At 36.2% G+C, this 14,202-nt stretch carries 9 protein-coding genes; all 9 read right to left on the bottom strand.

The features are described from left to right. Positions 1 to 1,275 carry a TIM barrel protein gene (locus OA85_RS02275; RefSeq protein ID WP_039107885.1) on the bottom strand — a complete coding sequence of 425 codons (1,275 nt, stop codon included), beginning with the start codon at positions 1,273 to 1,275 and terminating at the stop codon, positions 1 to 3. Positions 1,276 to 1,285: 10 nt separating this feature from the next. Beyond that, a complete protein-coding gene (gene rhaM / locus OA85_RS02280) occupies positions 1,286 to 1,603 on the bottom strand; it encodes an L-rhamnose mutarotase (protein ID WP_039107886.1) in 318 nt (105 codons plus the stop codon). A gap of 88 nt (positions 1,604 to 1,691) precedes the next feature. Continuing rightward, positions 1,692 to 3,833 (bottom strand): bifunctional rhamnulose-1-phosphate aldolase/short-chain dehydrogenase, encoded by a 2,142-nt coding sequence (locus OA85_RS02285; protein WP_039107887.1) that lies wholly within the window; start codon positions 3,831 to 3,833, stop codon positions 1,692 to 1,694. Positions 3,834 to 3,879: 46 nt separating this feature from the next. Then, positions 3,880 to 4,929 (bottom strand): L-rhamnose/proton symporter RhaT, encoded by a 1,050-nt coding sequence (gene rhaT, locus OA85_RS02290; RefSeq protein ID WP_039107889.1) that lies wholly within the window; start codon positions 4,927 to 4,929, stop codon positions 3,880 to 3,882. 277 nt (positions 4,930 to 5,206) lie between these two features. Further along, positions 5,207 to 7,894, bottom strand: coding sequence for an alpha-L-rhamnosidase (locus OA85_RS02295; protein WP_039107890.1), 2,688 nt, complete (start codon positions 7,892 to 7,894; stop codon positions 5,207 to 5,209). 16 nt (positions 7,895 to 7,910) lie between these two features. Next, positions 7,911 to 8,909 (bottom strand): alpha/beta hydrolase, encoded by a 999-nt coding sequence (locus OA85_RS02300; RefSeq protein WP_039107891.1) that lies wholly within the window; start codon positions 8,907 to 8,909, stop codon positions 7,911 to 7,913. A 19-nt stretch (positions 8,910 to 8,928) separates the two neighbouring features. Then, positions 8,929 to 11,316: an alpha-L-rhamnosidase N-terminal domain-containing protein gene (locus OA85_RS02305; RefSeq protein WP_039107893.1), complete on the bottom strand. Its 2,388-nt coding sequence runs from the start codon at positions 11,314 to 11,316 to the stop codon at positions 8,929 to 8,931. A gap of 31 nt (positions 11,317 to 11,347) precedes the next feature. Beyond that, complete coding sequence (locus OA85_RS02310; RefSeq protein WP_039109292.1) at positions 11,348 to 12,166, bottom strand: alpha/beta hydrolase; 819 nt, start codon at positions 12,164 to 12,166, stop codon at positions 11,348 to 11,350. A 331-nt stretch (positions 12,167 to 12,497) separates the two neighbouring features. After that, positions 12,498 to 14,138 (bottom strand): family 78 glycoside hydrolase catalytic domain, encoded by a 1,641-nt coding sequence (locus OA85_RS02315; RefSeq protein ID WP_039107894.1) that lies wholly within the window; start codon positions 14,136 to 14,138, stop codon positions 12,498 to 12,500. Between the last annotated feature and the right edge of the window lie 64 nt (positions 14,139 to 14,202).

Genomic DNA, 14,202 nt, shown 5'->3' on the forward strand with positions numbered 1-14,202 from the left:
TTATAAGCCCGTTGCTATCGTTTTAAATCCTCTTTCCGTAATAAGCCCCTTTCTTACTGCAAGATCACGGTATAATCCAACCGGATTCAATGCAGCACCAGAGCGCAAACGTGCTTCGGCAACTAAGGCGCGAACATCCGTACGGAAAGCATTTTGTAAAATCTCTTGTGCGGTCACGACATCATTTTCATTTTGTGCAATTTCTAACGCTTTTCTATCAACTGAAAGTGCTTGTGCATAAGCAACCATAATTGCTTCTACCGATTGCAATAAATCTTCCATCGGATCTTTTACATTATGGGAAGCATCAATCATCCAACCTAAATCTTTAGCATGATTCATTCCTCTGGCATCCATTCCTTCTACCAATTCGTTGAAAATCAAGAATAATTGGTATGGTTTTAATGCACCGGCCGTTAAATCATCATCGCCATATTTTGAATCATTGAAGTGGAAACCACCTAATTTTTCTTCCATCAATAATAAAGAAACGATTTGCTCAATATTAGCATTTGGAAGATGGTGCCCTAAATCGACCAAAGTGAAGGCTTTGTCTCCTAATTTTTTTACATACGAATACGATTGTCCCCAATCAGCTACTGTGGTAGAATAAAAGTTAGGTTCAGCGCATTTGTATTCTAAAAACAGTTTCCAGTTTGATGGCAATGCTGCGTAAATTTCTTCTAAACTTTCTAAGGTATTTTGGTACGCTTTACGGAAATTCAATTGTCCCGGAAAACAAGAACCGTCAGCAAGCCAAACCGTTAATGATTCGGAACCTAAAGCAATTCCTTGTTGAATCACTTCGATATTATGGGCAATCGCTTGTTTACGAACTGCTTTATTTACGTTTTGCAAAGAACCGAATTTATACGAATATTCTTGAGCCGCTTGGTCTTGAAACGTATTCGAATTAACCGCATCGAATTTTAAGTTGTGTTGTGCCGCTAAGTTTTTGATCGCTTGGTAATCCGTTGGTATATCCCAAGGAATGTGTAACGATATGGCACCCGAAGCATTGTTCAAAGCGTGTAACAAACCTACATCTTCAATTTTTTCTTCTAAAGAACGTGGTTCTCCTCCACCTGGAAAACGACCAAAACGAGTTCCTCCTGTTCCTAAAGCCCAAGATGGAATTGCGATTTGGAAATCAATTAATTTTTGGATAATACTTTCGGTTTCACCAATTTCTGATGCAGTGAAAACCAATTTATTAGTATGAGATTTTAGTAAATCTTCATTATGGGAGGCTATTTTGTTTGAATCAATTAACATGATATTTTTTTTAAGGTAAATAAAAAACTTCTTTTAAAGGAGTGCTTAAAGGGGAATAATCAGGATTTGTTTCCATAATATCACTCATGTATTTCCACCATTTTTGGACGATGGGATGCTTCTTCGATAGTTCGTCTAACAAAGCTGGGGATTCCATTTTTAAAACTGCAAACAAAGCATTTGTGCTTGGGTCTAAGAAAATGGAATAATCGATAACTCCAGTATTTTTTAGTAAGGCTACAAGTTCTGGCCAAATTTCATCATGTCGGCGTTGGTATTCCTGAACCTGCCCATGATGAAGCTGCATTTTGAAAGCTACGTTTTCCATAGTATGTTGCTATTTACAAATTTAAATAAATCTAACGTCCGAAAGATACGGACGTTAGAAAAATCAATCTAAAAACCAAACATCTAATTTATCTATAAAAGCCCATTGCTACACCACCGTCAACATTCAAGGCATTTCCTGTTGATTTATTCAACAAGCCACCTACAAATGCAAAACAAGCATTAGCAATATCATCCGGCAATATAATTTCATTCAACAACGTACGTTTTGCATAGTAAGCAGGCAATTCTGCTACAGTAACGCCATACGCTTTGGCACGGCCTTCAGCCCAACCACCTGACCAAATATTGGAATCAGAGATTACAGCATCCGGATTTACCGTATTTACACGAATTTTATCGGCTCCTAATTCGGCAGCCATCAAACGCGTTAAGTGAGCCTGAGCAGCTTTTGCTGAACCATAACCAGGGTTGTTTGGTCCTGCCACCACTGCATTTTTGGATACAATATTCACTAAATCCCCACCAAATCCTTGTTTGCGCATTACTTCTATTCCAGCTTTAGAAACAATAAATTGTCCTTTTACCAAGATATCATATAATTTATCCCAATCTTCTAAACTGTGTTCTGCAATCGATTTTGAGATACTGATTCCGGCATTATTTACTACAATATCTACCCCTCCAAATGCCAAACAAGCAGCATCCAATGCTTTTTCAGTACTTTTTTCATCGGTTACGTTTAGTAAAGCACTTGAAACGGCATCTTTGCCAAAAGTTTTTATAAAATCAGCTGTAGCTCCCTCTAAACGTTCCTCATTGATGTCATTGATAACTACACAAGCACCTTCTTCTGCAAATCTTTTTGCGATAGCTTTACCTATCCCGCCCGCAGAACCAGTAATCAAAGCGATTCGCCCTGACAACGCTTTTGGTTTTGCCATACGTTGCAATTTAGCTTCTTCAAGCAACCAATATTCAATATCAAAAGCTTCCTGACGCGGCAATGAAGTATATTCTGAAACCGCTTCCGCACCTTTCATCACGTTTACCGCATTAATGTAATATTCTGATGCTAGACGCGCCATTGTTTTATCTTTTGCGAAAGTGAACATCCCCACTCCTGGATATAAAATTACCACAGGATTTGGGTCACGCATCGCTGGTGAATTCGCTTTCTTACACGTATTGTAATAGTCTGAATACATCTTACGGTACGCTTCAAATGCAGGAGTTAATTTTGCTTTGATCGCTTCCACATCTGATAAATCTTCGTTTGGATCTAATTCCAATACCAAAGGACTGATTTTTGTACGCAAGAAATGGTCTGGACAAGAAGTTCCAAGCGGAGCCAATTTCTCCAAATCATTTGAATTGATGAACTCCAATACTCTGGCGTCATCTGTATAATGACCAATCATTTTGCGCTCTGAGGAACAGAACCCACGCAATATCGGAGCTACTTTAGCCGCTTTCAATTGACGTGCTGCCACATCTAAACTTTCTATTTTTTGACCTCCAAAAACAGCACGGTTTTTACCATAGTTGCTTTCCAGATATTCGGCACATTTTTCAATTACTTCAAGCGTATTTACATAACTTTCATAAGAAGTGTCTCCCCAAGTAAACAAACCGTGAGAACCTAACATTACTCCTTTTAATTTTTTTCCTTTTGCTTCCGCTTCTTCCAGACAAGCACGCATTTGTAAACCCAAGTCGAAACCTGGACGTTGCCATCCCACCCAACCGATTTCTCCGTTGAATAATTCTTCGGTGATTTTCGCTCCGTCTTTTGCAGCAGCAATAGCAATAGCCGCATCTGGGTGCAAGTGATCAATATGTTTGAAAGGCAAGAAACCGTGTAAAGGGGTATCAATTGAAGGTGCTTTTGACGCTAAGTCAAAAATACAGTGATTGAATAATTCCACCATTTCGTCTTCAAAATCAATTCCTCTGTATACGTTTTCTAAATTGCGAAGTCTTTCTAAATAAAGTGCCGCACAACCTGATTTTGTTAATGTTCCAATGTCTCCACCAGAACCTTTGATCCACATTACTTCAGAATCAGTTCCTGTTAATGGGTCTTTGTCAGTAATTTTCACGGAAGTGTTTCCACCGCCATAGTTCGTTAGTCTCAAATCGGCTCCTAATAAATTAGAGCGATATATGAAAAGTGCTACTTCATCTCCTGCTAATTCCTTAGCTTTAGCTTCATCCCAAAGGTAGCTTACGTGCTGAAAAGTCATGTTATTTGTATTTATATTTGACATAGTGTTATATTAAAAGTGATATAAAAAGTATCTGATTTTTTGATTATTAAAGTGAATTTCCAATTCCAACCAATACGATTGAAGCTAGAATCAAACCAATACCCCAGAGGAATGTTCTAAAAGTCTTTTTGGATACTCCAGACCATTCTTTGAGATAAAATCCCCAAAAATTAGCCGTCAGAATAATAGTTGCCATGTGTAAAATCCAAGAGCTGGCTCCGTTACCTAATTTGCTTTCGCCCATTCCATAAAAGAAGAATTGTAAAAACCACATGGTACCTGCAAGGGCTGAGAAAAAAGTATTTTTAGCTATTGGAGTTTTAGAATTTGTATAATCTCCAAAAGTTTTGTTTTTAAAATTTAGGTACATACACCAAATAAAATTGGTTGTCAATCCACCCCAAAGTAACACCACATAAGTAACATTATTTTGAAACAAAGGATTAAAACCCTGTCTTACAGCTTCATCAGCCATTGGTTTTCCTGCTTCTATTCCAAAATTGAAAAATGAACTCAGAATACCTGATATTACAGCTATAATCAATCCTTTTACCAGGCTAAAATCTTTGTCTTTACCCTCATGTCCCGTAGCAAAATCTGCTTCTTTGAGCATTCCTGCTTTTCCAGAAATAGCAATACCTATCAAACAAACTAAAACCCCTAACAAAACAATTTGACCTCCGGTATTAGAAAGCATATCAGTAAAAGAAACTTTACCGGCAACCGGATAAAAATTATAATAAATAGAAGGTACTAATGCTCCAAAAGCAGAACAAAAACCCAATGTAATAGAGTTTCCTAATGACATTCCCAAATAGCGAACACCAAGACCATACGTAAGTCCTCCTATTCCCCAAATCAACCCCATAGAATAGGTAACTGCTTTTACTGTTGGAACTGCTGCACTAATAATTTCGGCAAAACCAGGAATGGTTAAATAAGCTGCAACAGGCGGAACTACCAACCAAGAGAAAAATCCACCTACAATCCAGTAGCTTTCCCAAGCCCAACCTTTTACCTTTTTGAAAGGCATATAAAAACTTCCTGAGGAGAAACCTCCTATCGAGTGAAAAAGAATTCCGAGTAATGATTCCATTTAATATTAATAATTTATGGTTAGTGATTCTGGTGTTGTAAAATAAGAGAATATCTAAAACAAAACAGTCCTATACAGTCCTTATAAAAACACTTTTTTTTCCTCTCCCCGACCCTCTCCAAAGGAGAGGGAGACGTGATACGAATGTGGGAGTAGTTATTTATATTTTTTTGAGTGTTCCGTCATTGCGAGGAACGAAGCACTCACATAACCAGAGAGAGCAACAAATGGGATTGCTTCGTTCCTCGCAATGACACAAGTAGGAATATAGAAACCGTTACAATTCCATTTCAAAATGATACTTTCCTGAACCAACTGTTTTAGTTTTTACATTTAAAACAGCATTGTTTTCTTTTATAGTTTCTATTTTATTTGTTGGAAATTCAATCGTAGCATTTGTATTTGCAGGAACCTCAACATCAAGAATAAATTTGTTCTTTTCTATTTTCCAAGAAGAAGAAACCAAACCATAATTCGTTTCTAAACTTCCTTTGGCATAAGTAAGGTTTCCACCAAGTTCAGGCTTAATTATGATTGATTTATATCCTGCACCTTCCGCTTCTTTGGTATCAATACCTGCAATGGTTCTATACATCCAATCTCCTACTGCGCCATAAGCATAATGGTTGAAAGAAGTCATGCTTGGATCTTGAAAAGTACCGTCTGGTTTCATAGAATCCCAACGTTCCCAAATTGTAGTCGCGCCGTGTGCTTTTATTGGATACAACCAAGAAGGATACGTATCTTGAAGTAACAATTTATAGGCCACATCATTTCGTCCAAAACGGGTCAAAACGGGATTTAAGAAAGGCGTCCCCAAGAATCCGGTAGTCAAATGATACTCATAACTTTCGATATTTTTCACCAAACGATCAACCGCTTGCGCTCTTAAGTTTTCTGGTAACATATCAAATTGCAAGGCCAAAATATAAGCAGTTTGTGTTTCTGAAATTAACTTGCCTGATGCCGTCATATATTCGGTTTGAAATGCTTTTTTGATGCGTTCCAACAATGCTTGATACTCCTGTACTTCATCGGTTTTACCCAATAAAGTAGCCGCTTTTATCATAATTTGAGTATTATAGGCATAGAAACATTGGGCAACCAAATAGTTATCCGTAATGGCTGACTTCATCCCAATCATTCCTTTTGAATCATCGACTCTATAACTCAACCAATCCGCAAACTGAAAACCCGTATTCCACAAATCATTTTTAGCAGCTCCACGTACATAATTCAAATACGCTTTCATACTTGGATATTGTCTTTCAACAACTTCTTTGTCACCAAAACTTACATACATATTGTACGGAATGATAATACTCGCATCTGACCATCCTGCAGCTCCAACAGGCATATCAAAAGAAGATCCTTTTAAAGCATTGGGAACAACAAATGGTACTGCTCCATTTTCTTTCTGGTCAGCAGCCACATCAATTAGCCATTTGGCAAAAAACTGATCTACGTTAAAATTATAAGCCGCAGTTCGTGAAAATACCTCAGCATCACCTGTCCATCCCAAACGTTCATCGCGTTGCGGACAATCCGTAGGAACATCCAAGAAATTACCTCTTTGACTCCATTGAATATTAGATTGTAATTTATTTACATATGAATTTGAAGTTTCAAAAGAGCCTGTTTTTTTAACATCCGAATACAAGGCAATAGCTGTAAAATTCTCAGGATTTATCTTTCCTGTAATCCCTTCTACTTTTACATATCTAAAACCAAAACTGGTAAAATGTGGTTCAAAAGTTTCTATTCCATTACCGCTTAAAGTATATGTTGCTTGTGCTTTGGCAGAACGAAGATTTTCAAAATATGGCGTTCCTTTTTTATCTAACATTTCCACATGAGAAAGTTTGATGATATCACCCGCTCTTCCTTGAATACTTATTTTTACCCAACCTGCCAAATTCTGACCAAAATCCAAAATAGTTTCCCCTTTTGGAGAAGTCAAAACAGCAATTGGTTTCAAATTTTCGTGTTTGCGAATTGGTTCATTGATGGAAGCCGTAATATAATTTGTTGGAAAGTCTTTGCTAACAACTGAATTCCATTTACTGTCATCGAAACTAGCAACACTATAGTTTTTTTGTTCTAAACGCGCATCTTGAATTTCTCCATTATAAATTTCAGAATAAAGAATGTGACTATTACTCGCTTTCCAAGAAGTATCAGAAACTACCGTTTCCGTTGTTCCATCAGTATATTTAATGACCATTTGGAAAAGTAATCCTGTTTCTTTTCCATAAATATTTTGTCTGTTTTCCCAAGCTAAACGCGTGCGGTACCAACCACTTCCTAACAATACCCCAATAGCATTTTTGCCTTCTGAAAGTAAATCAGAAACATCATACGTCTGGTATTGCAAGTGCTTATCATAACTGGTCCAACCTGGTGACAAGTAGGAATCTCCCATTCGTTTTCCGTTGATTTGAACTTCATACAAACCTCTTGAAGTTACATACACTTTTGCGGAAGCTACTTTTTTATTGGCTAAAAATGATTTTCTGAACATCGGTACAACACCATTTACGGTATCGCTTTTTAACCCAGATCCAATCCAAGTTGCTTTCCATTCATTCGAATGAAGTAAAGCGGTTCCGAATGAAGCTGTTGCCCATTTAGAAGTTTTGCCTAGGTTATCCCAAACGCGTACTTGCCAAATGTATTTGGCATTAGAAACTAATGATGAACCGGCGTATTTATTAAAAATAGACGTTTCCGAAGCTACTTTTCCGGATGACCACACGGTATTGTTTCCTTCTTTAACCTGAATTTCGTAGGCAGTTTGTTTTACGTTTCTTTTATTAGAAATCAATTGCCAACTAAAACGAGGTGTTTTCACTCCAATCCCAATTGGATTGGATGCATTTTCAACGGTGAGGTTGCGAAGATCGACTTGCGCAAAAACTATTGTATTGAAACAAATGAATAGTAAAATCAGAATATTTTTTTTCATTATTTAATCTATTAGGTTAATTTTTTTTTATAATCCTTAAAATCCAAGCTGCACAACTGTCAATCCATTCTACATCACTCGTTGGATTATCCATGCTGTAACCGTGTCCGCCTTTGGCATAAAAGAAAGATTCGACCGGAACTTTATTTTTTTGCAACGCCGCTATAAACAAAATAGAATTTTGCACTTTAACCGTATTATCATCTACCGAATGAGTTATAAATGTGGGAGGTGTATCAGAGGTCACCTGAAGTTCATTAGAATATTCTTTAATTTTATCTCCATTCACTGGTAGATTGGCTAATTTTTGTTCCGATGTTTTCCAGTCACTCATAACTACTTTCAATTCATTAGGAGATAATCCATCACCTATCAAATTGTATCTTGACCCCATGTGTGTCAAACTATCCGCCATACTGATAACAGGATAATTTAAAATCATAAAGTCCGGACGCAAACTGGTTTTTAACGGATTGTCAATTAGTGCTTTTTGATAATGTGTCCCGGCTGTGGAAGCTAAATGCCCTCCTGCCGAATTTCCTTCTATACCAATTTTATGAGGATTGATTCCCCATTTTTTAGCATTTTCCCGAACCAATTGAATCGCACGTTGTGCATCTTGCAAAGGAACTATTTGTTTGTTATCGACATATAGCGCATTGGGCAAGCGGTATTTTAAAACAAAACCTGCAATCCCTTTTTCATTTAATTTTTTGGCAATATCATACCCTTCATGGTCAATTGCCAAACCCGAATAACCTCCACCAGGACAAATAATAACTGCTATGCCAGTAGCTTTACTTTTCTCTGGCAAAAAAACAGTCAAATCCGGATTAGCAACCCTCAAAACAAAATGAATCATTTTATTTCCTGATGGGAAAACAGCTGTTGTATCTGTTAATCCAGATATTTCTTTAGAGTTAGGAACTTTCCCATCATAAAGTGGAATTACTTTTTGAGCATTACTAATTGTAAAGCTCAATAACAGGACGATCATTAAGAATTGTTTTATCATTTTTTTGTTTTAATTTTAATTACTGGAATATTTGATTTATGCCTTCTTTTAGTACTATTGTCTTAGCTTTCCACACTAGTTTACCTGTTATTGTTTTTGGTAATTCTATTTGAATATTCCATTTTCCATTTTCTAATTTATAACTAACTGAAATTTTTCCTTTCGGATGTGGTATAGTTCCGCTCATCTCAGTCATTTGTCCTAAATGTGGCTCAATTTTAACTTTTGAAAAGCCAATACCATCACTATCTACGCCTAAAATAGTTCGGAAAATTTCGATATTTGGGCTTGAACCCCAAGCATGACAATCAGATCGGGTTTTGTCCACATCTGAAGTTTCTGCCCAAGTGGTAAGCCCCATTTGAATATTCTCACGCCATTTATCTAACCATTTCATATAGTCATCACCATAACCAGCTTTTATAAGCGCCTGATGTAAATAATATTTGAAATATATGGATGCGGGTGCTAAACTTTGATTGGTTAATAGCTGTTTAACAATTTCAATCTGTTCGCTTTGGTTGGCTATTCCTGTCAATATTGCTAATGCATTTGTATGCTGTGAAAACAAATCTTTTTCTTCTCGGTCAGCAAACATTTTTTTCTCTTCATCCCAATATTTTGCTCTAATAGTTTTCTTCAAAGTCTCAATAGATTGCTGATATTGATTAGCAAAGGCAGGAATACCTAATTTATTCTCTAAATCAGCAGCTTCCTGAAATGCCCACAAAAGTTGTAAATCAAGTACAGCAGATGTTCCGTTGGCACTCATTGGAGCAATACCGTCTTTCCATCCTTTGGAATTATCAACCCAATCAGTAAACATCCATTGCGGTACATTTTTCAATGATCCATCGGTTTGTTGGTATTTTTTGAAGTAATCCAATATTTGACGAACCCCACTTACTTTATCTTTTATAAAAGCTACATCGCCACCATACCTGCTATAGTCATGTAAGATACCTATATACCATAATGAAAATGTAGGAATGTATTGTGGTGTATAGGACGGATGCCTACTCAATGTAACACCTTCAGGTTGCCTTGAAAAATCCATCAAATTAATAGCATTTTTTATCAAACGGTCATCCCCACTATTGTAGAGTGATACTAATGCTTGAATCCTACTATCCCCAATGTATTGCAATTGCTCATAATAAGGACAATCCATGTATGTTTCAGCAGCACATAGACGAGCAGTTCTCCATCCAATCTCCAACATCTTATTCATCTCATCGTTTGTTGTAACAAGATTGGCATTCATCTTAAACGGATATCCAGTAAAAGTTCCGTAGATATCATTCAACGTGAGTGGCTCATTTTGTGTAACAATACTTAATTCTATGTAACGATAGGTTCGGTAGGTAAGACTTGTAAATTTTTGAATTTTACTACCGTCAGAAATCAAACTATCTTTGCGACCTAAAAACAGTTTGCCCTCCGTTTGGTTTCTGTTTCCTTTAGATGGATATTTTGAGTACATAGACTCTGCATAACTTAATGTTATCAAAGCATCTTTTCCGCCACTAAATTCTAAATTTAGATATCCATTAGTCAAATATGTTTGATCAAATATTATTTTAACGGAAGATTTAGCAGGAATATTTATTTCATTTTTCTTCTCAGGAAAATCCTTTGGTATTGAACAATTCCCTTCAATTTTGACCACTTTTAATAATCGCTCCTCTTTCATCTCCATTTGAGGAATCTTTGATGGTACCAGCATCCAACCACTAGTGGTACCAAAAGCCCCTAATTGATTTTTAGGAGAACCTCTAAATATTTGTTTGGCATTTTGCCAGTTTAAATCATCATAACTTTCACTTTCCCAAGATTTTGGGTGCAATGCCATGTTCCGAATCTCTCCCGCACCTGCCACATAGTAAGTAGGTACATCAAACTTAAGCGGAGCGAAACTATTGTCTTTTTCACATTTCCAAGTGTTGTTGGTATTTAGAATTGATTCGGCAGCAGTAGCTCCCTGAAGTATAAAGCCTGTTCTATATGAAATCTGTGCTTCGGGCTTCCACTCTCCTTCATTCCAAACTTGTGCTGCAATCGTATTTTTACCTGTCTTTAGATTTCCTGCAATATCCACTGTTTCATAATTCCAATGATTCATGTCACCACGAGCTGGTCCCATTGAAACTAATTTCCCATTTACAAAAAGTTTGTAACGGTTATCTGCTGAAATATGAACAATAAAAGAACTTGGTTTAGATGCTAATTCAATTGTTTTTCGGAATAAATAAACACCGTAACCATCAGTCGTAGCACTTGGTACAGTAACCCAAAATGCTTGCCACCTATTTTCTAAAATTGAAGGTGCTATTTTTTGGGCAAAGGAGATTGTTGAAACCAATAACATGTGCAAACATATTATGATTATAGTACGATTTTTTTTCATTTTAAAAAGATTTCTTCTAATTATTAGACTTTTATTTTAGCTCACTTTTCAAAAAGTCAATTACTCTATTTCTTATTTCATCAACATCATACATGGTACCAAAATGCGGAGCATCTTTTACTATAATAAGTTCATTTTTAACACCTTTTACTGTTAACCATCCGCTTAGAAGTTTTGATTGTTTATTGCTAACAATGTCATCTTTTTCTCCATGAATAATTAAAAACGGAGGGTCATTCTTATCAACATAAGTAACAGGGCTTGCTATTTTTGCTAAATCGGGTCGTGAAACGGGACTTGCACCGAGCAAAATACCTTCAGGGGCTTTAGGGTCTTCACTCCCTGCTAATGCTGTTAAATCTGAAGGACCATAATAATCAACCACAGCCTTAATATTAAACTTTTGAACTGAATTACTCATAAAGAAGGTCGGTACTTTGTTATTATTTGATAAGCCTTGCAAAGAAGCTAAATGTCCTCCTGCTGAAAAACCCATCAAAGCCATTCTATTCTTATCTAAATTATATTTTTCAGCATTTTTATACAAAAAGGAAATGGCTTGGTTACAATCTTGAATTTGAGCAGGAAATTTAGCTTGTGAAGCAAAGCGATAGTCGATAGAAACAACAGCAATACCATTGTTTATCAAGTCCGAAACGGTACTGCCCATATAACCAATATCAGCATATTTGTCATTAACTAACCATCCACCACCATGGATAAGAACAACAAATGAAATTTTGCTCTTGGTTTTAGCAGGTAAATAAATATCTAATAAATGCTTTTTTAGTGTGTCGCCATTAAATGGGACATTACCTATCAATTCAGTCCCTTGAGGAAAAAGTTTCAAGACTGGATTTACCGTTTGAGAAAAAACAAAATTGGTTTTAAAAAAACAAATACATAGTAATATGAATAAATATTGTAAACTACAATTTCTGAATTTTAGCATTGGAATAATAACGATATACTCTGCTAATTCCTTTATTGTTGCTCTATTTTGTGAATGCGATTGAGTCATATTAAAATTAATTTATAAGTTCTTTTTTAATAACCATAATTCATTGATAACCAAAATATAATATAATCATAGTTAACAATTTTTGGGATTTATCAACTCCCACTAGGGTGCTTTGCCATTGTAAAGCTCAATAACAGGACTAAAATTGCTGCTTGTTTTATCATTTTTGAAAGATTTCAGGATATTTTCTAATAAAATACACTGGAGTACAACTCCAAGCGTGGCAATAACTGTTGACCAAAAAGGCATTGTAAGGCGATAAGAAATCATTTTTAGGATCGTAAACTTCCCAGAATGTATCGGCACCTTTATTGACCATATCTCCCCAATAATTAGTAATGATATCTTTGGCTTCTTTTTTCATTCCCACTTGTATCATCGCCTCGATAACATAATGGTATAAATACGGAGCTCCAGGATACACTACATTTTTTGCAGTTGGTAATGCTTTTAATGCTTTTGCGCCTTCCGCTTTTGTGGCAACACCACTCAAAACCATCCAAGCTTGTGAGCAATAGGAAATTTGCTTGTCTTTTCCGCTTACAAATAGTCCGCTTTTGGCATCGTATAAATTCTTGTGCGCCGCTTTTGTCATTTTTTCGATAAGAGCAGGCAATTCAGCTACTTCATTTTCTTTCCCTAACATTTTAGCTAATTCATAAGTGTTTTTATATGCCCAAATTACAACTCCTTGCAATCCAGCTTGTTTATTTAGACCATCTCTCCAGTCAAAAAATAACCACCATTCTTTATTGGCACGTTCGTAATCCATCATACCATCAGTTCCAATGTATTTTTTTGGAATTTCAATTTGATTTTTGGCTACTTGCCAAAGATCTAAGGCTGTCTTTTTATCTCCTGTGGCTACAAAATATTCTTTAAGCGCCACATTATAAATAAGCGCATAATCAAAAAGAGGATTGATTTGTGGATGTGGTGTAGGACGTTCAAACACATTAGAAGGTGCAACACCATCCTCATAACTCAATCCTGCCAACATATAAAGGCAATGTTTCGTAAGATCGTGGTTTTTGAAAGAATAATTATTAGCCAATGATTCTAAATATAAATCGCCAATCCAAAGGCGTCTGTCGCGTTTTGGACCATCTTCATAAACGGTCTGCATACATTCTTTGAGTGTATTCAAACCAATTTGGTCAATTTTTTTGATTAAATCCGGAGTTGTTGCAGCCAGAGGTGCTGCTGGTTCTTTTACCGAAGTAGTTGCTTTCACAGAAATATCCGAAACTTTAAAATCAGAATATACCGAACTTCCCAATACTTCAATTTTCACATAACGAAACGCCACTCGACGCGGTATGGTGATTGTGTTAGGAACTTCAGATACTGTAACGATTTCGTCTTGCAACCAAGCACGGCTCAGTTGACCATTGTACGGATCAAAAGGCAAAGCAGCTTCGGCAGGAACTTCTGCAAAAGTAAATTTTAATCGTAAAGCTGCATCGGCAACTCGTTGAAGATCTTCAATCTTAAAAGTAACAAATCCCGTAAGGTGTTCACCAAAATCCAATACAACACCAGATTGTTTTTTCATAGAACGCGTATACAAACTGTCCATAGGCTGTTTTGAAACTACTTTCCAACCTTGATATGCTTTTTCGTCTTTTACAACCGAAACAATACCAATAGGTCTTTTTATAGTTTCAATCAATTTAGGTTTTGTTGCTTCGGCGATATCAAGCCATCCCGCTCTTTGTTTTTGGTAAACATCTTGTGCAAAAAGGGTTCCACTTACCAATAGACAACTTACCAGTACAATAGAGAAATATATTTTTTTCATTTTTAAAAATTAATTAAGAATTGAAAGTTACCTAAAAAACCAGGTAAGACAATATGCCGTACCT

Source organism: Flavobacterium sp. AED, assembly GCF_000812945.1.
Taxonomy (GTDB): Bacteria; Bacteroidota; Bacteroidia; order Flavobacteriales; family Flavobacteriaceae; genus Flavobacterium.